We start from the raw sequence: 21,149 nt of genomic DNA on the forward strand, positions 1-21,149 counted from the left end.
TCAGCCCTGCGCGATCGCGAACCCTCCCGCGGGAACCACCACCGTGACCGCCCCCGTCGCCGAGGTCGTCCGCACCAGTCCACCCGACGCGTCGTAGACCTTCACCGTGGACGTGGCACCGGCAGCACCGATCGTGGTGCGCTGGGGCGCGATGGCGCTCGACTGCACGAGCTCGGCGCGCGCGTCGCCGCCGAGCACCAGCCGCGAGATCCAGGGCCGCACGATGAGCCCGTCGAGCGTCAATTCACCCCGCTGCACCGTCACCCGGGCCTGAGACCCGTTCACCGCGGAGGTCAGCTGCTGCGGCAGCAGAGCACCGGGCGTGGGCGAGATGCCCTGTGCGGGCCCCTCGACCTTCAGCACGCCCGCGCCGCGCCACGTCGAGTGCGACGTCTCCCCCGGCTCGGCGTAGACCACCGGCTCGACCCATCGGCGCGTGTCCGACGGTCCCAGGTCCCACGTCGCGCTCTGCTTCCGCGTGAGGGTGAGCGCGTCACCCGACCAGCTCGATTCGCCCGTCCACGACGTCGGCGTCGAGACCGCACCGTCGGTGTGCGTGGCATCCTCCGCTTCGACGTACGTCAGACCCACGCGGCTCTCGACCGACGTCAACGCCGTCGCGCGCGCCGCGACCTCGGGGTGCGCGTCGAGCGCGAGCGCGGTCAGCAGACCGTGGATCGTCGACTCCGCGCCACTGTTGCGGTTCACCGTCCCGTCAGGCTGCAGTCCGTCGAAGCTCACTCCGGTCGCGGGGTCGTACATGCGCACCCCCGCGTGGTTCGCGCCGAAGAACCACGCCGCCTGCAGGCCCGCGAGCTCGGCGAAGGCCGGCGACCCGGTCGTATCCGCCAGCGCCAGCAGCGACTGCACGCGCGAGTCGGCACCGTACGCGATCTGCACGCGATCGGTGGGGCTCGGGAACCAGCCGTTGTCGGGTCCCCCGGCGGTCAGCAGCGTGGTGGTGAAGCTCGTCGCATCCGTGATCGCCGGAGCAACAAGAGCGTCGTCGCCGAACAGTGCACCGGCCTCGGCGAGCGCCGCGGGCATCTGCGAGCCCCACGCGTGCCACATCGCGGGCGACTGCGCCCAGGGCAGGATCGCCCCGTAGGGCCACTGGCGCGTGTTCCCGGATGCCATGGCCGCCACGCCCTCGGCGAGCTGTCGCGCCGCGGTGGCCGACGACTCATCACCGGCGCGCACGGCCGCGGTCAGTCCGAGGACGGCCTCGGCCGAGGCATCCGCCCCGTCGACGATCAGCCACGACGGCACCCGCATGCCGTCGGCCTCGTCGTACTGCCCGTACGAGGACAGCACGTCGCGTTCGATCGCTGCACGGGAGAGGGCGAGGCGCTCCTTGAGGAACGCCGCGAAGTCCGGGTCGTCGTCGACGAAGGCGGCGTACCCCTCGCCGAGGGCCCACACGGTCCGGGCCGTCCAGTAGCTGGGGCCGGAGTCCGAGGGGTCGGGCAGTTCGACGGGCTCCGCCGACGGGTTGAGATCGCCGTCGGGCTGCATCCAGAGCACGACATTGCCCGCCGATGGGCCGTCGGTCGTCTGGTGGTACGCGACGGTCCGGAGGAGTTCGTATGCCTTCCGTCTGCTGTCGGCGTCGCCGGTCTGCTCCCAGTGCCGGATGTACACGACCGCGGCGCGGGTGTTGTCGTCGGCGTTGTAGGCACCCTGCCCCCAGTCGCCGGTCACGGGATCGAGCGGACCCCCGCCCACGCGTTCGAAGGTGCCGCCGTCGCGGGCATCGGCGTACGTCCAGGGCGCGAGGAGCGTCGGTTCCTCGGCCTGACGGTAGGTGGAGTGCCCCGCGACGCCCGCGGGCGGAGTGGCCTCACCGAGCAGGAAGTCGAGGTGGTCGAGGTTGGTCAGCGGCGCGGCGGCCGGGGCCGCGGCGCCGTCCGCGGGCGCCGCAGCGGACGCCGGCCCGGCGGTCAGCGGCACGGCCAGCGCGACGGCACCGAGGGCCGCCGTGATGCGCGCACTCCATCGTGCGTTCATGGGGAGGGGATCCTTTCGATGGGGGTCCGTCCGCCCGCACCGGAGCCGTCACAGCATCCAGCGCAGGCGGGCGAGGTCGGTCCACGCCGCGCCCGAGCCGTCACGGCGTCGAGCGCGGCGCGGGGGTCAGTCCGTGCGCTCGAGCAGGGCGACACCGATCTTGGAGTCGGCCATCCCGTAGAACACGAAGTGGCGACCGTCGATCTCCTCGATCGCGGTCGGGAACACGACGTTCGGCACGATGCCGCTGCGCTCGTCGTCGGTCTCGGGGGCGAGCAGTGGCTCCGGCGTCCGCGCGATCACGCGGCGGGGGTCGTCGGCATCCAGGATCAGAGCGCCCGCGGCGTAGTTCACCTTCTGCTGCTGCGAGAACGCGCTGTCGATGACGCCCGTGACCCCGTGATGCAGCACGAGCCAGCCCTCCGGGACGCGCAGCGGCGGCGGGCCGCCGCCGATCTTCACCTCTTCGAAGGGGAACTGCGGCCCCGCGACGAAGTGGTGCTGCTCCCAGAGCGCGAGGTTCGAGAGGTCGTCGCGGACGGATGCCAGGGGCACGTAGCTGATCCAGATCGACTGCCGCTCGTCGTCGACGCCGGCCGGAACCCGCACACCCTGTCCGGGCTTGGTCTCGCCGAGATCCCACATCGGGCGGTGCAGCACCGCGAGGGCCTCGGTGCCGTCTGGCGCGGTGACCGGCTCGGGGAAGAAGACCGTGTCCTTGTTGTGGAAGAGGTTGAGGTCCATGTCGAGGTCGTCCTGGTAGCGGAAGAGCACGGGCCCGAGCCGGCGCCACTCGCGGAGATCCTCCGACACGGCGACCGCGGTGCGAGGGCCCAGCGGGCCGTACGCGACGTAGGTCATGACGTGCAGGCCGAGAGCCTCGATCCAGGTCGTCCGGGGGTCCTCGGTGCCGGCGTTGTCGGCGCCGCGCTCCCACCCGCGATCGGGTCGGAGCACGACACCCTCGCGCTCGACACCGACGGGCACGCCGTCTTCGACGACGACGCGGGCCAGGCCCACGCGCGAGACGTTGCCCTCGGCCACGAGGCGCGGCAGAAGATACAGCCGGCCGTCGGGACCGCGACCGGATGCCGGGTTCAAGACGCCCTCGGCTTCGTCGGCGTTGCCGGGCTCGGGGGTCATCACCACCCCGATGCGCGTGAGGCGGTAGGGGACGGGGGATTCGGGGGTCATTGTCATCCTTTCACTCCGGATCCGAGGTCGTTGGAGGTGAAGTAGCGCTGGAAGATCAGGAACAGCGCCACCGCGGGGGCGGCCAGCACCACGGCGCCGGCCATCATCGCGCCGAACGGGTTGGTGGTGGAGGCGGCGATCGTGGAGATGAAGTTCGCGAGCGACACCGCGAGCGGCTGCATCGTCGCGTCCTTGGTGATGAGGAACGGCCAGAGGAACTCGTTCCACGGGCCGATGAACGTCAGCAGGACCGCGGTGAGCAGTGCCGGCCGCACCAACGGCAGCGCAACGTTCCAGAGGAGCCGGAACTCCCCCGCGCCGTCGATGCGTGCCGCGTCGAACAGCTCTTTCGGCAGCTGCAGGAAGTACTGCCGGAAGATCACCACCGCCGTGGAGTTGATGAAGAACGGCAGGATCATGCCGAGGTAGCTGTCGCTGAGCCCGTAGTCGCGGGCGATCATCACGTACAGCGGGATCATCAGCAGCTGGAACGGCACGACCTGCACGAGCAGGACGAGGGCGAACGTCGCCGACCGACCCCGCCATCTCAGCACCGCGAGGGCGTACCCGGCGAGCACCCCGAATACGAGGGTGCCGAGGATGACCCCGCCGGTGAAGATGCCGGAGTTCGCCAACCCCTGCAGGAGATTGATGCGCCCGTCGATGGCGGTGTAGTTCTCCGTCGTCAGGTTCGACGGGTGCGGGAAGGCCCCCGCGATGGAGGTGTCGGGACTCGTCTGCAGCGACCCGACGACCATGTAGTAGAAGGGGAACAGGAACGCGAGCGCGCCCAGCGTGAGCACACCGTAGGTGACGACTCTGCTTCTCACGATTCCTCCCTTCCCACGAACCGCCGCTGCAGCAGCGCGATGACGAGCACGAAGATGATGAGCACCACGCCGATGGCCGCGGCCACGTCGGGGTTCTGCTGCTCGATGCCCTTCTGGTAGATGAGGAGCACGGGCGACGTGGACGCGCCGTTGGGTCCGCCGCCGCTCGTGAGCAGGTAGGGCTCGGTGAAGAGGTTCGCCCCCGTGATGGTCGCCAGCAGCACGACGAGGAACGTCGCCGGCCGCACGCCCGGCACCGTGACCGAGAAGAACTGGCGGAGGCGTCCTCCCCCGTCCATCGCCACCGACTCGTACAGCTCTTTCTGCACGTTCTGCAGCGCCGCGAGGTAGAGCAGGATGTAGAACCCCAGTCCCTTCCAGGTGACGAACAGCGCGATCGTGGGCATGGCGAGGGCCGAGTTGACCAGCCACGACGGGTTCGGCGCGAGCGGCCCCAGCACGTTGTTGATGAGTCCCGTGTTCGAGAACAGGAACAGCCACACAGCGACGACGGCGACGGATGCCGTGACATACGGCACGTAGAACGCGACGCGGAAGAAGGTCCGGGCGCGCACCACGCGGTCCAGGGCCGTGGCCAGCAGGATCGAGAGCACCACGGTCAGCGGGACGTTGATGATCAGGAAGATCCCGACGTTGCCGAACGCCCGCCAGACGTCGGGATCGGTGAGGGCGGTGACATAGTTGTCGAGCCCGACGAAGGGCCGGTCGACCTGCGCTCCCGGGGCGGTGAAGAAGTAGTCGTGGAACGACATCCACACCGCGAAGATCACGGGGTACGCGAAGACGACGCCGACGAAGATCAGGTACGGAGCGGAGAACAGGATGCCGAGCGGCTGCGCGCCGAACGGTCGGCGCCGCTTCGTCCCGGCATCCATCGCTCCCCCGGCACGACCGGACCGGCCGGGGTCGCCCCCGGTCCGACCGGTCGTGCCGGCGAGATCGACGGTCATGTCACTTCCCCGCCGCGAGCTGGTCGATCTGGCTCTTGGCATCCGAGAGGAAGGTCGACACGTCGCCCTCACCGAAGATGACCGCCTTCGAGTAGCCGTCGCGGAACGCCTGCCAGATCTCCACCGAGTTCTGCACGTTCGGCACCTCGACGGTGCGCGCGGCTTGGTCACCGAACTCCTCGTAGGCGGGGTTCGCCTGGAAGTAGTCGGCGTAGGTGGTCGTCAGATCCTTCCGCAGCGGCATCTGGCCGGTCTCGTTCAGCCAGGCGCCGTCCTGCTCCTCGCTGGTGGCGAACTTCAGCACGTCCCAGGCTGTGGCCTTGTTGTCGCACGCGGTGAACAGGCCGACATTCTTCGCGTCGCTGAACGTCCAGGTCTGATCGGCCGCGACGCCCTTCTCGGTCGGCACCGGCACGGCGCCCCAGTTGACCTTGTCCTTGTAGACCGACACGGCCCAGGGACCGACGATCGCCATCGCAGCCTGGCCATCGGCGAACGCGTCGCCCTGATACTGCTCGTTGCCGGCGAGCTGCTCGCTGTAGATGGTGCGCCAGAAGTCGGCGACCGCCTCGCCGTTCGCGTCGTCGAAGGTCGCCTGGCCGTCCTGGACGAGCTGCGTCCCTCCGGTCTGCGCCGCGTACAGCGGGTAGAAGTCGAACCACGACTGGAAGAACTCACTCGTCGGCGCCGGGTTGATCGCGTACGGGGCGACCCCGGCCCCTTTCAGGGTGCGCGAGGCCGTGAGGAACTCGTCGTACGTCGACAGCTGCGGGTTCTCGGGGTCGAGGCCCGCCTTGGCGAAGAGGTCCTTGTTGTAGAAGATCATGACGGGGTTGCTCTTCCACGGCAGTTGATAGAAGCCGCCGTCGTCGGAGCGGTACTGGTCAGCGAGGTCGCCGCTGCGGTCGGTGATGTACTGCTCGCCGTCGGGGAACTCCGACAGGTTCACCAGGCCGCCCTGCTTCTGGAAGCCCGGAACCGCTGCCGGCGAGGTGTTGAAGATCAGGCACGGGGCGTTGCCGGCCGTGATCGCGGCGCCGATGACCTCCTCGCTGGACGAACCGGCGGGAATCTCCTGCGCGGTGATCTGCTGGTCGGGGTTGGCCGCGTTCCAGGCGTCGACCATCTGCTGGCCCCACGCGATCTCGGCGGCGTTGTTGGAGTACCAGATCGTGATGGGGCCGCGGGCGTCCATGCCGCCGCCTCCCCCACCGCCGCCGCTGCAGGCGGAGAGGGCCAGGATGCCGGTGGCTGCTACTGCTGTGGCGAGAATGCGTCGTCGCATGTCTTCCTCCTTGTGAGTGCGGACGGGGGTCCGCGGGTGCGTCAGGGGGTGGGGGGCGCGTCCGTCTCGGTCGTGGGACGCGGGTCCCCGTGCGCGGCAGGCCGCGGGGCGGCGTGCGGGGCTTTCCCGGCTGCGCGGGGACGCGGGGCGGTCGAGGCACGCGGTGCCGCGGTCGAGGCACGCACGACGAGCCGGGGGTCGGGGAGCGCGAGGGCCTCGGGGACGGCGCCGCCGATCGCGGCCAACAGGGCGCGGGCTGCGGCGGCGCCCCATCCGCGAGCGTCGGTGGCGACACTGGTGAGCGCCGGGTGCAGGTGGCGGCCGATCTCGACGTCGTCGAAGCCCGTGATCGACAGGTCGTCCGGCACGCGGAGTCCGCGCTTCTGCGCACGCCCGAGACCGGCGATCGCCATGTTGTCGTTGGAGTAGACGATCGCGGTCGGCGGGGTGGCGTCATCCAGAAGCTCGTCCGTGGCGCGTGCGCCGTCGGCCGCGCTGAAGTCGGTCTCGAGGACGCGGGCACGGATGCCACGGGCTGCGGCCGCGCTCTCGAACGCCGCCGCGCGGTGTCGCCCGTGCAGCATCGCGGCGGGGCCGGCGACGTGGGCGATGTCGGTGTGCCCGAGGTCGGCGAGATGGTCGACGGCGAGCCGGATGCCGGCACCGTCGTCGACCGAGACCGAGGTGAAGGGGCTGTCGACGTCGGGGACACCGAGGGTCACGGCGGCGATGCCGAGGCCCGCGACGAGATTCACCCGCGGGTCGTCGGCACGAAGGTCGGAGAGGATGACGCCGTCGATGCGGCGGTCGGCGGCGAGGCCCCGGTAGGTCTCGGCCTCGTGGCGCCCCGGTGTCGCCGCCGCGAGCACGAGCACCTGCCCCGAGACCGAGAACTCGTCTTCGACACCCGCGATGAAGGAGGGGAAGAACGGGTCGGCGGCGATCACGTCGGGGCTGCGGCCGATCACGAGGCCGCACGCGAAGGCACGACCGACGCTGAGGGAGCGCGCTCGCAGGCTCGGGCTCCACCCCATGTCGGCGGCGACGGCGAGGATCCGTTCGCGGGTGTCGGGTGACACACCGGCACGGCCGTTCAGGGCGAACGACACGAGGCCCTTGCTGACACCCGCGCGCCGCGCGACGTCGGCGATCGTGGGTCGCGTCTCGTCCATGGTCCGTCACCTCGTCGTGGTCGGCCGGTCTAAACCGGTTAAGTGATCGCTACTCTAAACCGGTTCAGGCGCGGAGGTCAAGAGCCTGCGGGCGAGCGGCGTGGCCCGCGGAGGGCCGGGGGCCGAGGGAGGATGAATGCCCCGCGAAAGTCCTCCGCTCGCTCCTCGTCCTCGCCCGGGCCGGCGGGTGAGCGGCGCGCACGAAGGGGGCGGGAACGGCCAGGGCGTCCCGGCGCAACCCCCGCGCGATGTCGGAGGTCATGGGTAGCGTGAGGCCATGAGCGACAGCGAATACGACCTCATCGTCATCGGCGCCGGCCCCGTCGGCGAGAACGTCGCCGACCGCGCGGTCCAGGCGGGGCTCACCGCGGTGATCGTCGAGTCCGAACTCGTCGGCGGCGAGTGCTCGTACTGGGCCTGCATGCCGTCCAAGGCGCTGCTGCGCAGTGGCGCGGCTCTGCGCGCGGCGCGCGATGTCGACGGCGCGAAGCAGGCTGTGACCGGCGACCTCGACGTCGCCGCGGTCCTCCGCCGCCGCGACACCATGACGAGCGACTGGAACGATTCGGGCCAGGTCGAGTGGCTGCAGGGGGCGGGCATCGACCTCGTGCGCGGCCACGGGCGACTCACCGGCGACAAGACCGTCCGGGTGACCGCCGCCGACGGCACGACCACCGACCTCGTCGCCCGTCACGCCGTGGCCGTCTGCACCGGCTCGGCCGCCCTGCTTCCCGACATCGCGGGCCTGGCCGACATCTCTCCGTGGACGAGCCGTGAAGCGACCGCCGTCCAGCAGATCCCCGGCTCGCTGGCGATCCTCGGCGGCGGGGTGGTCGGTGCTGAAATGGCGACGGCGTTCGCCAGCCTGGGCGCGGAGGTCACGGTCATCGCCCGCTCGGGTCTCCTCGGCGGCACCGAGCCTTTCGCCGGCGAGCTCGTCGCCGCCTCGCTCCGTGAGCGGGGCGTGACCGTGAAGACCGGAACGGATGCCACGGCCGCGCGCCGCGACACCGACGGGCGCGCGGTGCTCGACCTCTCCGACGGCACCACTGTCACGGCCGACGAGGTCCTCGTCGCGACGGGTCGCGTTCCGCGGACCGACGATCTGGGCCTGGATGCCGTGGGCCTCACCGCCGGCGAGTGGATCGACGTCGACGACACCCTGCGCGTGCGCGGGGTCGACTGGCTGTACGCCGTCGGCGATGTGAACCACCGAGCCCTGCTGACCCACCAAGGCAAGTACCAGGCCCGCGCCGCCGGCGACGTGATCGCGGCCCGCGCGCAGGGCGGAGAGGTCGACGACGCCCCCTGGGGCGCGCACGTCGCGACGGCCGATCACGACGCCGTTCCGCAGGCGACCTTCACCGATCCCGAGGTGGCATCGGTAGGACTCACCGCCGCGAAGGCCGAGGAGCGGGGCCTGAACGTGAAGGTGCTCGACTACGACCTCGCCCACGTGGCCGGATCGAGCGAGCAGTCGGATTCCTACGTCGGTCAGGCGCGCGCGATCGTCGATCTGGATCGCGGTGTCCTCGTCGGCGCGACGTTCGTCGGCCCCGACATCGCCGAACTGCTGCACTCCGCGACCATCGCCATCGTCGGAGAAGTGCCGGTGAAGAGGCTCTGGCACGCGGTGCCGTCGTACCCCACCGTGAGCGAGGTCTGGTTGCGGCTGCTCGAGACGCTCGGCCGCGACAGCGCCTGACCCCACCCGGTCCGGCGGACCCGCCGTCGGACGACACCGGCGCGATACCCGGGCCCGGCGCGACGAGTAGTCTCGCAGCCATGCCACGCACCGTCGCCCTCATCCGCGGAGTCGGCGGACCCACCGCCCTCAAGATGCCCGCGCTGCGCGAGGTTCTGGCATCCGCGGGTCTCGGCGAGGTCGAGACGCTGCAGGTCGCGGGCAATGTGGTCCTGGATGCCGACGGCCGCTCCCCCGCAGAGGTCGCGGCCACCATTCGCGACGCCGTCCACGGATCGTTCGGCTTCGACCTCCCCGTCCTCGTGCGCTCTCACGCGGAGCTCACCGATTCCGTGGCGCGGAACCCCTTCGCGGACGCCGCCGAGGGGCGGTGGGTGCAGACGGTGTTCCTCGACGCGCCTCCCGCGGTGACCACGCTCGCGCTGCCCGACGGCATCCCGGAGGACGCGGTGCTCGATGGCCGCGAGGTGTTCGTGCGCTACCCCGAGGGCATCGGCGGGTCGAAGCTGCAGGCCGGGTGGTTCGAGAGACGCCTCGGCGTCACCGGCACCGCCCGTAACGCGAACACGATCGCCAAGCTCGTCGCCCTGAGCGCCTGACGCGCAGCGTCTCACCACCCGCGCCCTCCGCCCGCCGTTCGGGGCGCGGTACCTCACCACCCGCGCCCTCCGCCCACCCTTTGGCGCGCGGAGCCCACCGCGCGGCGCCGCACCACCCGCGCCCTTCGTTCACGCATAAACGCCATCCACGCGCATAAACACGCTCTCCTCGCGTTTATGCGCGCGAGAAGCGTTTATGCATGACCCGCTCGCTCGACGCGACGCCGCACGCGCGACGACGCGCCGCGCCGCCACGCGACGCCCCACCATCGCGCGCGTCACCACGCGACGCGGCCCCGCCGCATGCGGCACACCCGCCATCCGCACGCAACAGTGCCGCCGCAGCCGAGGCTGCGACGGCACCGAGACAGAGCGCGTCGATCGCGCGGTCAGTGGAAGAAGTGACGCTCCCCCGTGAAGAACATCGTCACGCCGGCGGCGCGCGCGGCGTCGACGACCTCGGCATCCCGCACCGAACCGCCGGGCTGGATGATCGTCGAGATCCCCGCGTCGATGAGCACCTGGGGGCCGTCGGCGAAGGGGAAGAACGCATCGGATGCCGCGACCGACCCGGCCGCGCGCTCACCGGCGCGCTCCACGGCGAGGCGGCACGAGTCGACGCGGTTGACCTGGCCCATGCCGATGCCGACGGTGGCCGAGGCCTGCGCGAGCACGATCGCGTTCGACTTCACGGCGCGGCAGGCCTTCCACGCGAAGATCAGACTCTCCATCGCACCCTCGGCCGGACGCTCGCCCGAGACGAGCTCCCAGTTCTTCGCGACCGACTCGATGTCGTCGGGGAAGCGGTCGGCGTCCTGCAGCAGCAGGCCGCCCGAGACCAGCCGCACGTCCATACGCTCCTGCTGCCAGTCCGTGGGCAGCTGCAGCACGCGGAGGTTCTTCTTGAGCTTGAAGACCTCGAGCGCTTCCGGCTCGAAGTCGGGGGCGATGATCACCTCGGTGAAGATGTCGCGGAGGTTCTCCGCCATCTTCAGCGTGACCGTGCGGTTCGCAGCGATCACGCCGCCGAACGCCGACACGGGGTCGCACTCGTGGGCGCGCAGGTGCGCGGAGGCGATCGGGTCGAGCGCGTTGGGGGCGGCGACGGCGATACCGCAGGGGTTCGCGTGCTTGATGATCGCGACCGCGGGCTTGACCATGTCGAAGGCGGCACGAAGCGCGGCGTCGGCGTCGACGTAGTTGTTGTACGACATCTCCTTGCCCTGCAGCTGCGTGGCCTGGGCGATGCCGTGTCCGCCGACGCGCGTGTAGATCGCGGCGCGCTGGTGCGAGTTCTCGCCGTAGCGCAGCGTCGACAGGCGCTCGGCCTGAATCGTGAGGTGCGCGGGCAGATCGATGTCGTCGCCGAGCGTCCCCTCGGCGAACCAGGTCGACACGGCGGTGTCGTACGCGGCGGTGTGCGAGAACGCACGAGCGGCGAGCTCGCGGCGCTGCACGAGGTTCGTGCCACCGTTGGCCTGCAGCGCGTCGATGATCGCGGGATACGACTCCGGCGAGACGACGATCGCGACGTTCGCGTGGTTCTTCGCCGACGCGCGCACCATGGCGGGGCCGCCGATGTCGATCTGCTCCACGACATCGTCGCCTTCGGCACCGGATGCCACGGTCTCGACGAACGGGTAGAGGTTCACGACCACGAGTTCGAAGGGCAGGATGCCGAGCTCTTCGAGCTGCGCCTCGTGGGAGGCGAGACGCAGGTCGGCGAGGAGACCGGCGTGCACCTTCGGGTGCAGGGTCTTCACGCGGCCGTCGAGCGACTCGGGGAAGCCCGTGACAGCCGAGACGTCGGTGACGTCGTAACCGGCGTCGCGGATGGTGGCCGCGGTCGAGCCGGTCGAGACGATCTCGACGCCCGCTCCGGCCAGCGCTTCGGCGAGCACGAGCAGGTTCGTCTTGTCGCTGACCGACACGAGCGCGCGGCGGATGGGGACGACATCGCGGGGGCGGTAGTCGGCGGGGTCGTGGCGGGGTCCGGCCATGGCTTTCGGCTCCTGTGTCTCGAGTCGGATTCGGGTGCGCGACGGGCCGGCGCCCGTCGCGCGGGTCAGGCGGTTCGGGATGCGGCGGCGGCGAGGTCGAGGTGACCTTCCGCGATGCGACGCACGACGTCGATCAACAGACGCCGCTCGACGGGCTTGATGCGCTCGTGCAGGGAGTGCTCGTCGTCGCCGGGCAGCACGGGGATGCGCTCCTGGGCGAGGATCGGGCCGGTGTCGACGCCGGAGTCCACGACGATGACGCTCGCCCCGGTCTGCTCGACTCCGGCGGAGAGGGCGTCGCGCACCCCGTGGGCACCCGGGAACTCGGGCAGGTACGCGGGGTGGGTGTTGATGATGCGCGGTTCCCACGCCGCGACGAGGTCGGCGGGAAGCAGACGCATCATTCCGCTCAGCACGACGAGGTCGGGGTTCCAGACGGCCAGCTGCGCACCCACCTCGGCGCCCCACTCTTCGCGCGAGGCGAAGGCGCCGAAGGGCACGAGGAAGGTCGGGATGCCGAAGTGCTCGGCGTGTGCGAAGCCGTCGGCCTCGCGGTCGGCGCCGACCGCCACCACGCGCGCCGGGAAGTCGGGGGCGGCAGCCGCCTCGAGCAGGGCACGGAGGTTGGAGCCGGTGCCGGAGATGAGGACGGCGACCGTGAGCACGGAGGTCAGTCTACGCAGGTGCGCTCGCACCCGCCGCGCGGCTCAGCGTGCGCCCGCGGGCCCGTCCTCGTCGGGATGCGTCGCCCACGCCGCGCGGATCCGCGCCCGGACCTCGTCGTCGCTGAGCGCTGCCGACTCGGCCTCGTCGGGGCCGCGATACGAGCTCGGCCACACGTCGTGCGCGATGCCCGTTCCCGGGGCGGAAACCGTGGGGGCGGGGCCGGTGGCGTGCTCATCTCGATCGAAGGGCACGTGCGCGCGGGAGGGAGGGACGAGGGCCGGCGTCGCGTCGCGCTCGTCGAAGATCTCGTGGTCGCGCTCGGCGGAGCGCCCGTCGGGCCGTGGGCTCAGCAGCAGGATCGCGAGACCGACCAGCACCTCGAGACCGAGAGCGAGGGCGAGAGGACCGGGTTGCGGGCCCGTCTCGGTGAGGCGACCCGGTCCGATCGCGCCCGTCGACACCACGGCGATCAGCGCGCCGACCCCGCCGGTGAGGGCAGCGACGGCCAGAGCCAGGGTCAGGCGCGGACCGACCGGTTCGGGGCCCGAGGTGAACGGCATCCGGGATCGCAGGATCCATCCGGTCAGTGCGCCGATCGCGACGGGAAGCAACGCCAGCAGCAGCAGCCACGGCGAGGTGGTGTCGGGGATCGCGCCGAGCACCGGGATGCCGGGGAGCGCACCGACCTGCGTGGCAGCGGGGGTGACCGCGGTGTCGGTGCCGAGCGCGAAGCCAGGACCGGCGACGAACGCCACGCCCCACAGTACGAGCGTGGGCAGGTACATGAGCTGGCAGAGGGCGATGACGGTGGCGCCGATGGCATCCGCGTTGCTGGCCTGGTAGATGCCGATGACCTGCGTGGAGCGCGCGACGATGCCCGCGACGACCACGACGGCGCCGACACCGACGAGGCCCAGCGTCGTCGTCGCGAGACCGCGCAACGCGAGGGTCGGCACACTCGCCCAGGCACGTGGCAGCCGGGCGAGCTGAGCCCGGAGGGCGTCGATCGGCCCGTCGTCTCCGACGCGCCACGCACCGACGACCGCCCCGACGAACGAGGGCACGAAGAACAGCAGCGACGGCAGGAGAATGGCGAGCCAGGTCTCGGATGTCACGAGCGCGGCGTTGCCGGTGAGGGCGACGAGGGTCGCGATCGCGGCGAACACGATCGAGCCCGACAGCCATCCGGTGAGAGCCGCGCCCGCCTCACCCGCACGGACGCCGGACCGGGCGGCGAAGAGGGCTGTGAACGTGGCGAAGGCCAAGGGCGCCAGCGACAGGGTGAAGGTCGCGAACGACGGGTCGATGCCGGTGGCGGCGAGGTACGTGTCGGGCAGGGTCACCGCGAGCGGCACGAGATGCCCGAGGTGCCAGATGGCGGCCGTCGCCGGCCACAGCGCACTCCAGTCGGGACTGCCGAGACCGGCCACCCAGAGCAGGGCGAGCGGGGCGAGGACGACGGCGATACCACCCGCGGCGGCCAGGACGGCGTCGAGGGCGGCCAAGAGGGCGACGAGAAGGCGATGCATGGGCGTGTGAGACCCTACCCGCGCCGGTCGTGAGGTGCTTTCAGGCGCGGCGGCGAGCGCAACATCGCCGCTCGTGGTCCCCGCGAGGCGCGCGGTGCCCCTGCCGCCGCGAGCTCGGGTCTTACTCGACCGGCTCCAGCACGAACAGCTCGATACGCCGCTCGGTCTTCTTCTGATACTCGTCGTAGTCGGGCCACACGGCTGCGGCGCGCGCCCACCATTCGTCGCGCTCGGCGCCCTCGGCCTGATGGGCGTCGTACTCCTTCTTCACATCGCCGTCCTGCAGGGCGACGCGGGGGTTCTTCACGAGGTTGTGGAACCACGCGGGGTGCTCGGGAGCACCACCCTTGGATGCCACGACCGCGTACTTGCCGTCGTGCTCGACGCGCATGAGCGCGGTCTTGCGCAGCCCGCCGGTTTTGGCGCCGACGGTGGTGAGGACGATGATGGGAACGCCCCGCAGTTCGGCGGCCTCGCGGCCCCCGGTGGCCTCGAACGCCTCGGCCTGCTGGCGGGCCCACTCGCTGGTGCTGGGCAGATACTCTCCTGAGAGCGACATGTCTTCCACGATACGTCGGCGTCTGCCCCTCCGGTTCTCCCCCTCCCCCTGTTTCTTGGAGCCTTCATGAGCGCTTCCGCTCCCGAGACCACGGCCGCCCCCGAACCGAAAAACGGTCTCGACCGCTTCTTCGAGATCACCGCCCGCGGCTCGACCGTCGGCGCCGAGGTCCGCGGCGGCGTCGTCACCTTCGTGACCATGGCGTACATCGTCATCCTGAACCCGATCATCCTGTCGGGCACGCCCGACGTCGCGGGCAACGCCCTCGGATTCCCTCAGGTCGCCGCCACCACCGCGCTGACCGCCGGCGTCATGACGATGCTGTTCGGCCTCGTGACGCGCCTGCCGTTCGCGTTCGCGGCGGGTCTGGGCATCAACTCGTTCCTCGCGGTCGGCATCGTCGGCGGAGTGACCTGGCCCGAGGCCATGGGCCTCGTCGTCATCAACGGCCTCATCATCGTGCTGCTCGCGGTCACGGGCCTTCGCCGCATGATCTTCGAGGCGGTTCCGCTCGCGCTCAAGACCGCGATCACGGTCGGTATCGGACTCTTCATCGCTTTCATCGGCTTCGTCGACAGCGGCCTGGTCACCTCGACGGGCATCAACTCTCCCCCGGTCGGCCTCGGCGTCGGCGGCTCGATCGCGACCATTCCGACCGCGCTGTTCGTCCTCACGCTCGTGATCACCGCCGTGCTGCTCGTTCGCAAGGTCAAGGCCGCCCTGCTCATCGGTCTGCTCTCGGGCACCGTGATCGCGGTCCTCGTCGAGGCCGTCGCGCACCTCGGCTCGCGCGCCGACGGCAACGCCGGCGGCTGGGGCCTCAGCGTGCCGACGCTCCCGTCGCAGCTGGTCAGCCTCCCCGACCTGTCGCTCGTCGGCCAGGTTGATCTGGTCGGCTCCTTCGGCCGCATCGGCGTTCTGTCGGCCCTCATGCTCGTCTTCACCCTCGTGTTCACGAATTTCTTCGACGCCATGGGAACCATGACCGGCCTCTCGCGCGAAGCGGGTCTCGCCGCTCCCGACGGCACGTTCCCCCGTCTGCGTTCGGCGCTCGTGATCGAGGGAATCGGCGCGGTGGCCGGCGGGGCGACCTCATCGTCGTCGAACACCGTGTTCATCGAGTCGGGCTCCGGCATCGGTGAGGGCGCCCGCACGGGCCTCGCCAACGTGGTCACGGGCGGTCTCTTCCTCCTCGCGATGTTCTTCACGCCTCTCACGAGCATCGTGCCCACCGAGATCGCCGCAGCGGCGCTGGTCATCGTCGGCGCCCTCATGATGGGGCAGATCCGCCACGTCGACCTCAGCGACATGGCGGTGCTCATCCCGGTGTTCCTCACCGTGACCGTGATGCCCCTCACCTACTCGATCGCCAACGGCATCGGCGCGGGCTTCGTCAGCTGGGTGCTGATCCAGGCTCTGTCCGGTCGTGCGCGTCGGGTGAGCCCGCTGCTGTGGATCGTCGCCGCTGGCTTCGTCGTCTTCTTCGCCCGCGGCCCGGTGGAGGCGCTTCTCGGCTGAGCCTGGTGCGTGGCAGGGGCCCGGATGCCACGGCATCCGGGCTCCTCTTTCGCCCCGCGAAAGGCGCGCCGCGCCCATCCGAGCCCACGTGAGTGTCCAGAACACCCGGACGAATTTTCGAGACGCCCGGGTGTTTTGGACGCTCAACGCCGGAAACGGGCGTGGGGAACGCCGGGTGCGGGCCCAGGCAACGCGAAAGGGCCCGGATGCCATGGCATCCAGGCCCTCGAGCGAAACGTCAGAGCGCTTCGATGATCTCGCGCATCAGCGACGCGGTCTCGGACGGCGTCTTGCCGACCTTCACGCCGGCGGCCTCGAGGGCCTCCTTCTTCGCCTGAGCGGTACCGGCGGAGCCGGAGACGATGGCGCCGGCGTGGCCCATCGTCTTGCCCTCGGGGGCGGTGAAGCCGGCGACGTAGCCGACGACGGGCTTCGTGACGTTCTCGGCGATGTAGGCGGCGGCGCGCTCTTCGGCGTCTCCACCGATCTCACCGATCATGACGATCGCCTTGGTCTCGGGGTCGGCCTCGAACGCCGCGAGCGCGTCGATGTGCGTGGTGCCGATGACCGGGTCGCCGCCGATGCCGATGGCGGTCGAGAAGCCCAGGTCGCGCAGCTCGAACATCATCTGGTAGGTCAGGGTGCCCGACTTCGACACGAGGCCGATGGGGCCCTTGCCCGTGATGTTCGCGGGGGTGATGCCCACGAGCGCCTCGCCGGGCGTGATGATGCCGGGGCAGTTCGGGCCGATGATGCGGGTCTTCTCGCCCTTCGACTTCGCGTAGGCCCACGCCTCGGCGGTGTCGCCGACGGGCACGCCCTCGGTGATCACGACGAGCAGGGGGATCTCGGCGTCGATGGCCTCGACCATCGCGTCCTTCGTGAAGGCCGGGGGCACGAACGCGATCGACACGTCGGCGCCGGTCTCGCGGATGGCCTCTTCGACCGAGGCGAAGACGGGGAGCTCGACGTCGTTGCCGTCGGCGTCCTTGTGCGAGACCGTCGTACCGGCCTTGCGGGCGTTCACGCCACCGACGACCTGGGTGCCGGCCTTCAGCATGAGGGCGGTGTGCTTGGTGCCCTCGCCGCCGGTGATGCCCTGGACGATGACCTTGGAGTCCTTGTTGAGGTAGATCGACATTTCTCTGTCCCTATCCCTTACGCGTTGGCCAGTTCGGCGGCCTTGTCGGCGCCCTCGTCCATACCGGCGGCGAGGGTGACGAGCGGGTGGTTGGCGGCGGCGAGGATCTCGCGGCCCTCCTCGACCTGGTTGCCGTCGAGGCGGACGACGAGCGGCTTGGTCGCGGTGTCGCCCAGGATCTCGAGGGCCTTCACGATGCCCTCGGCCACGGCGACGCAGGAGGTGATGCCACCGAAGACGTTGACGAAGACGCTCTTGACCTGCTCGTCACCGAGGATGACGTCGAGGCCGGCGGCCATGACGGTCGCCGAGGCGCCGCCACCGATGTCGAGGAAGTTGGCGGGCTTGACGCCGCCGTGCTTCTCGCCGGCGTACGCGACGACGTCGAGGGTCGACATGACCAGACCCGCGCCGTTTCCGATGATGCCGACCTGGCCGTCGAGCTTGACGTAGTTGAGGTCGTGCTGCTTGGCCTTGGCCTCGAGCGGGTCGGCCGCGTCCTTGTCTTCCAGCGCCTCGTGGTCGGGGTGGCGGAAGCCGGCGTTCTCGTCGAGCGAGACCTTGCCGTCGAGGGCGATGATGTCGCCGTCCTCGCTCTGGATGAGGGGGTTCACCTCGACGAGCGTGGCGTCCTCGCCCTTGTAGACGTTGAAGAGCTTGACGAAGACGTCAGCGACCTTGGGCGCGAGCTCCTCGTCGAACTTGGCGGCGCGAGCGATCTCGAGCGCCTTGTCCGAGGTGATGCCCTCGATGGGGTCGACCTCGATGCGCGCGAGCGCCTCGGGGCGCTCGACGGCGAGTTCTTCGATCTCCATGCCGCCCTCGACACTGGAGAGCGAGAGGTAGGAGCGGTTGGAGCGGTCGAGCAGCACCGAGAAGTAGAACTCCTTGGCGATGCGGGCGCCGGCGGCGACCATGACGCGCTTGACGACGTGGCCCTTGATGTCGAGGCCGAGGATGGCCTGCGCCGCCTCGAACGCCTCGTCGGGGTTCTTGGCGACCTTCACGCCGCCGGCCTTGCCGCGGCCTCCGGTCTTGACCTGAGCCTTGACGACGACGACTCCGCCGAGCTTCTCCGCGGCCGCCTTCGCCTCCTCAGGGGTGTCGGCGATGATGCCGGCGAGTACCGGCACCTCGTACTTTTCGAACAGGTCACGTGCCTGGTACTCGTAGAGATCCACGGACAATCCTTCGCTGGGCGATCGGTGGTGGGAGGAGGCGAAAGTCTCTCGATATCAAGAGATCTGCGCCAATCGTCTACCCTACTAGACGGGGCTGACGAGACCCGACGCGTGCACCTCCATCGGGAGGGACTCCGGATGCCGATCGCCCTGCGGCCCACGGCAATCGGCCCCGAGACGAAGGGCTCGACTCACTAGCATCAGGAACAGGTCGCCCGTCCGGGCGGATCCACGTCGACGCGGGAGGGCGTGTTCGTCGCTGCTGACCAGGCGTCACCCGTCCTCGGAGGCGGGCGGCCCGGTGGCGGGAAGCGATGGGGGCGGTCGCCGTCGTGAAAGGGAAAACAATGATCGACCTGCGAGAAAAGAACCACCTCCTCACCCTCGGCTTCGCCGTGGCGATCCTGACCACCGCCATCGGCCTGGCGGGATGCTCGAGCCCGTCGACCACGTCGTCGTCCGATGCCACCTCCGGGTCGTCTGCGACCGCCGGCGACGACGACAACACGGCAGACGACGATGCCGATGACGAGTCCGACGACGACGAGGCCAACGATGTCGCCGCCTCGACCTACGACACGGCGACAGCGGTCGTGTCCGCCTTCGTCGACGCCGGTGGCGTGTGCACCGACCCCGTCGACTCGCACCTGTCGATCGCCACGTCGTCGATCGACTGCCTCGGTCCGAACGGGCGCACGCAGACGATCGCGGTCTTCGCCACGCCCGGCGAGGCCAAGTCCTGGTACGACGCACAGACCGTGGTGAAGGTCGACGGGCCGACCAGCTACCTCCTCGGCGAGAACTGGGCCATGGTCGGCGAAGGCACGAGCATGAACAACGCGCAGACGCTGGGCGTCCGCGACCAGTCGCTGGCCACGCCCTGATATCCGACGGTGTCGGCGCGCGCCCGTCGTGCGCCGACACCGCCTCGATCTGACCCACGATCTCCGTCGACGGCCGAGACCGTCACCCGCACGACCGAGTGAGACGCGCCGCGCCTCAGATCCAGCCGCGCTCGCGCGCGTGGATCGTCGCCTGCTGCCGACTGGCCAGGCCCAGCTTGCCGAGCACCGACGACACGTGGTTGCGCACCGTCCCCGCCGACAGGTGCAGGGATGCCGCGATCTCGGCGATCGTCTCCCCTCGAGACCCCGCCCGCAGGACGTCGAGCTCCCGGTCGGTCAGCGGGCTGCGCTCATCGCTCAGGGCATCGGCAGCGATCTCGGGGTCGACGTAGCGGCGCCCGGCGGCGACCTCGCGGATCACCGCGGCCACGTCATCCGCGGGTCGAGATTTCGGAAGGAACCCGTCGACGCCCGCGCCGAGCGCACGTCGCAGCACGCCGGGCCGCGCGTGGCGCGTCACGATCACACAGCGCGAGGGCACCCGCCGCAGGATCCGTGCGGCCGTGTCGACGCCGTCGAGGCCCGGCATCTCGAGGTCGAGCAGGCACACGTCGGGTCGCAGTCGCTCGGCCTCGGCGATCGCGCTCTCGCCGTCGCGGCACTCCCCCACGACCTCGAGGTCGGGCTCGAGGCGCAGAAGCGCGGCGAGCGCCGTGCGGATCATGTCTTCGTCATCGGCGATGAGCACGCGGATCACGCCATCACCTCCTCGGGCACCGAGACGGTGACCCGGAATCGTTCGCCGGAGTGCTCGGCATCCACTGTTCCGCCGACGGCGCCGACGCGCTCGGCGATCCCCGAGAGTCCTGCCCCATCTCCCACGGGAGACGCCGCGGCACGGGAGTCGTTCTCGATGACCAGCACCCACGACCCCCGATGTCGGGCGAGCGAGAGGGATGCCGAGACCCCACCGCCGTGCTTGAGGACGTTGGTCGTCGACTCGCGGATCACCGGCCCCAGCACGTCGGCGGGCGCTCGGACGGCTTCGGCGTCGACGAGGAGATCGACGGTGAGGCCCGCGGCGCGAAGCAGGTCGGCCGCATTGGCGAGTTCGTCGGGCAGAGGCACCCCGCGGAACCGCGCGGCCAGGTCGCGGGTGCCGCGGCGCGCTTCGTCGACGCTGGCGCGCGCCGCGCGCACCTGCTCCACCGCGGCCTCCGGGTCGCGTCCCATCATCTTCTCGGCGAGCTCGAGCTGCAGGGCGATGACCTGCAGGTGATGTCCCTGCAGATCGTGGAGGTCGCTCGCCAGACGCAGTCGCTCTTGGGCGGCGGCGAGGCGGCCTTCGGCGCGGCGGGCGCGGTCGAGTTCGCGCACGATGTCCCACCACCACAGCGACGTCGCCGTCAGCGGCGGGAGCATCGCGATGAAGATGCCCATCCCCACGACCTGGGCGACGTATCCCTCGGGGTTGAGACGGCTGGCTTCGATCACCCACGCCGCGACGATCGCCGCAACCAGGAGAAGGACCAGACGGAGTCGGATGCCGGACCGCCACCGCATCAGGCACAGGGCCTGTGCCGACAGGGCGACGCCGAGCAGCAACGACCCCGCGGCGACCCCGGCGACCACCGCCGACACCACGCCCGCAACAACCAGCGGCCACACGGGACGGCGCGCCGTCGTGTCGCCCTCATCGAGCGGCTCGCGTCGGTAACGCACGAGCAGCAGGACCGCGGACGCCACCGAGCCAGCCGCACCGAGAAGGTGCACGATCGCGATGGGAAGGGGCTCGCGAAGCACGATCAGGAGACCCCAGATACCCAGGCCGAAGACCTGCAGCGAAAGGATCGAGGCGGCCGTGTACCACCACGTCACGCGGACATCGCGGGCATAGGTCGCGGATGTGGGGGTGCTCACCCCGGCCACTGTACGACCGTGACATTC

The 21,149-nt window shown here is 70.6% G+C and carries 18 protein-coding genes; 4 read left to right on the forward strand and 14 right to left on the reverse strand.

What is annotated here, in order from left to right; all coding sequences use genetic code 11:
- The 6 genes from PIR02_01360 to PIR02_01385 form a co-directional block, all read right to left on the reverse strand.
- Nucleotides 1-2,007, reverse strand: a complete 2,007-nt coding sequence (locus PIR02_01360) for a hypothetical protein (GenBank protein WZH37321.1) — start codon at nt 2,005-2,007, stop codon at nt 1-3.
- Nucleotides 2,008-2,133: 126 nt separating this feature from the next.
- Entirely contained in the window at nt 2,134-3,201 is a 1,068-nt protein-coding gene (locus tag PIR02_01365) for a glycosidase (protein ID WZH37322.1), read from the reverse strand.
- Nucleotides 3,202-3,203: 2 nt separating this feature from the next.
- Nucleotides 3,204-4,031: a carbohydrate ABC transporter permease gene (locus tag PIR02_01370; protein ID WZH37323.1), complete on the reverse strand. Its 828-nt coding sequence runs from the start codon at nt 4,029-4,031 to the stop codon at nt 3,204-3,206.
- Nucleotides 4,028-4,927 carry a sugar ABC transporter permease gene (locus PIR02_01375; protein ID WZH39064.1) on the reverse strand — a complete coding sequence of 300 codons (900 nt, stop codon included), beginning with the start codon at nt 4,925-4,927 and terminating at the stop codon, nt 4,028-4,030. The genes PIR02_01370 and PIR02_01375 overlap by 4 nt, the downstream gene beginning before the upstream one ends.
- A 76-nt stretch (nt 4,928-5,003) precedes the next feature.
- Nucleotides 5,004-6,287: an extracellular solute-binding protein gene (locus PIR02_01380; GenBank protein ID WZH37324.1), complete on the reverse strand. Its 1,284-nt coding sequence runs from the start codon at nt 6,285-6,287 to the stop codon at nt 5,004-5,006.
- A 41-nt stretch (nt 6,288-6,328) separates the two neighbouring features.
- Nucleotides 6,329-7,459 carry a LacI family DNA-binding transcriptional regulator gene (locus tag PIR02_01385; protein ID WZH37325.1) on the reverse strand — a complete coding sequence of 377 codons (1,131 nt, stop codon included), beginning with the start codon at nt 7,457-7,459 and terminating at the stop codon, nt 6,329-6,331.
- A 277-nt stretch (nt 7,460-7,736) separates the two neighbouring features.
- Here PIR02_01385 and PIR02_01390 point away from each other — a divergent pair, with 277 nt between their 5' ends.
- Together PIR02_01390 and PIR02_01395 are read left to right on the forward strand one after the other, a co-directional pair.
- Nucleotides 7,737-9,164: an NAD(P)/FAD-dependent oxidoreductase gene (locus tag PIR02_01390; protein ID WZH37326.1), complete on the forward strand. Its 1,428-nt coding sequence runs from the start codon at nt 7,737-7,739 to the stop codon at nt 9,162-9,164.
- Nucleotides 9,165-9,244: 80 nt separating this feature from the next.
- Nucleotides 9,245-9,763: a DUF1697 domain-containing protein gene (locus tag PIR02_01395; GenBank protein WZH37327.1), complete on the forward strand. Its 519-nt coding sequence runs from the start codon at nt 9,245-9,247 to the stop codon at nt 9,761-9,763.
- A gap of 389 nt (nt 9,764-10,152) precedes the next feature.
- On the opposite strand, the gene purH is transcribed toward PIR02_01395, so the two are convergent.
- The 4 genes from purH to PIR02_01415 all read right to left on the reverse strand — a co-directional run bounded on the left by purH (nt 10,153) and on the right by PIR02_01415 (nt 14,517).
- Entirely contained in the window at nt 10,153-11,763 is a 1,611-nt protein-coding gene (gene purH, locus PIR02_01400; protein WZH37328.1) for a bifunctional phosphoribosylaminoimidazolecarboxamide formyltransferase/IMP cyclohydrolase, read from the reverse strand.
- A 65-nt stretch (nt 11,764-11,828) separates the two neighbouring features.
- On the reverse strand, nt 11,829-12,428 hold the full coding sequence (purN, locus tag PIR02_01405; GenBank protein WZH37329.1) for a phosphoribosylglycinamide formyltransferase: 600 nt from the start codon (nt 12,426-12,428) through the stop codon (nt 11,829-11,831).
- A gap of 42 nt (nt 12,429-12,470) precedes the next feature.
- Nucleotides 12,471-13,958, reverse strand: a complete 1,488-nt coding sequence (locus tag PIR02_01410; GenBank protein WZH37330.1) for a DUF6350 family protein — start codon at nt 13,956-13,958, stop codon at nt 12,471-12,473.
- Between the two features lie 121 nt (nt 13,959-14,079).
- Complete coding sequence (locus PIR02_01415; GenBank protein WZH37331.1) at nt 14,080-14,517, reverse strand: nitroreductase family deazaflavin-dependent oxidoreductase; 438 nt, start codon at nt 14,515-14,517, stop codon at nt 14,080-14,082.
- A gap of 66 nt (nt 14,518-14,583) precedes the next feature.
- Between PIR02_01415 and PIR02_01420 the strand changes: the two genes are divergently transcribed.
- The gene (locus PIR02_01420) at nt 14,584-16,035 is read left to right on the forward strand and encodes an NCS2 family permease (protein ID WZH37332.1); all 1,452 of its coding nucleotides are present in this window, start codon (nt 14,584-14,586) and stop codon (nt 16,033-16,035) included.
- 238 nt (nt 16,036-16,273) lie between these two features.
- Here PIR02_01420 and sucD read toward each other — a convergent pair whose 3' ends face one another.
- Both sucD and sucC read right to left on the reverse strand, forming a co-directional pair.
- The gene (gene sucD / locus PIR02_01425) at nt 16,274-17,176 is read right to left on the reverse strand and encodes a succinate--CoA ligase subunit alpha (protein WZH37333.1); all 903 of its coding nucleotides are present in this window, start codon (nt 17,174-17,176) and stop codon (nt 16,274-16,276) included.
- Nucleotides 17,177-17,193: 17 nt separating this feature from the next.
- On the reverse strand, nt 17,194-18,357 hold the full coding sequence (sucC, locus tag PIR02_01430; GenBank protein WZH37334.1) for an ADP-forming succinate--CoA ligase subunit beta: 1,164 nt from the start codon (nt 18,355-18,357) through the stop codon (nt 17,194-17,196).
- Between the two features lie 347 nt (nt 18,358-18,704).
- Between sucC and PIR02_01435 the strand changes: the two genes are divergently transcribed.
- On the forward strand, nt 18,705-19,241 hold the full coding sequence (locus PIR02_01435) for a hypothetical protein (protein ID WZH37335.1): 537 nt from the start codon (nt 18,705-18,707) through the stop codon (nt 19,239-19,241).
- Between the two features lie 115 nt (nt 19,242-19,356).
- On the opposite strand, the gene PIR02_01440 is transcribed toward PIR02_01435, so the two are convergent.
- Together PIR02_01440 and PIR02_01445 are read right to left on the reverse strand one after the other, a co-directional pair.
- A complete protein-coding gene (locus PIR02_01440; GenBank protein WZH37336.1) occupies nt 19,357-19,959 on the reverse strand; it encodes a response regulator transcription factor in 603 nt (200 codons plus the stop codon).
- A complete protein-coding gene (locus PIR02_01445) occupies nt 19,956-21,122 on the reverse strand; it encodes a histidine kinase (protein WZH37337.1) in 1,167 nt (388 codons plus the stop codon). The genes PIR02_01440 and PIR02_01445 overlap by 4 nt, the downstream gene beginning before the upstream one ends.
- Nucleotides 21,123-21,149 lie beyond the last annotated feature (27 nt).

This window comes from Microbacterium enclense (assembly GCA_038182865.1).
Classification (GTDB): domain Bacteria; phylum Actinomycetota; class Actinomycetes; order Actinomycetales; family Microbacteriaceae; genus Microbacterium; species Microbacterium enclense_B.

Excerpts from the sequence above, each read along its gene's own strand:
- sucD (WZH37333.1), bottom strand. The coding sequence starts at position 17,176 with ATGTCGATCTACCTCAACAAGGACTCCAAGGTCATCGTCCAGGGCATC.
- PIR02_01380 (WZH37324.1), bottom strand. The coding sequence starts at position 6,287 with ATGCGACGACGCATTCTCGCCACAGCAGTAGCAGCCACCGGCATCCTG.
- PIR02_01385 (WZH37325.1), bottom strand. The coding sequence starts at position 7,459 with ATGGACGAGACGCGACCCACGATCGCCGACGTCGCGCGGCGCGCGGGT.
- PIR02_01365 (WZH37322.1), bottom strand. The coding sequence starts at position 3,201 with ATGACCCCCGAATCCCCCGTCCCCTACCGCCTCACGCGCATCGGGGTG.
- PIR02_01420 (WZH37332.1), top strand. The coding sequence starts at position 14,584 with ATGAGCGCTTCCGCTCCCGAGACCACGGCCGCCCCCGAACCGAAAAAC.
- PIR02_01435 (WZH37335.1), top strand. The coding sequence starts at position 18,705 with ATGATCGACCTGCGAGAAAAGAACCACCTCCTCACCCTCGGCTTCGCC.
- PIR02_01390 (WZH37326.1), top strand. The coding sequence starts at position 7,737 with ATGAGCGACAGCGAATACGACCTCATCGTCATCGGCGCCGGCCCCGTC.
- purH (WZH37328.1), bottom strand. The coding sequence starts at position 11,763 with ATGGCCGGACCCCGCCACGACCCCGCCGACTACCGCCCCCGCGATGTC.
- PIR02_01415 (WZH37331.1), bottom strand. The coding sequence starts at position 14,517 with ATGTCGCTCTCAGGAGAGTATCTGCCCAGCACCAGCGAGTGGGCCCGC.
- PIR02_01395 (WZH37327.1), top strand. The coding sequence starts at position 9,245 with ATGCCACGCACCGTCGCCCTCATCCGCGGAGTCGGCGGACCCACCGCC.
- PIR02_01360 (WZH37321.1), bottom strand. The coding sequence starts at position 2,007 with ATGAACGCACGATGGAGTGCGCGCATCACGGCGGCCCTCGGTGCCGTC.
- PIR02_01375 (WZH39064.1), bottom strand. The coding sequence starts at position 4,927 with ATGGATGCCGGGACGAAGCGGCGCCGACCGTTCGGCGCGCAGCCGCTC.
- PIR02_01410 (WZH37330.1), bottom strand. The coding sequence starts at position 13,958 with ATGCATCGCCTTCTCGTCGCCCTCTTGGCCGCCCTCGACGCCGTCCTG.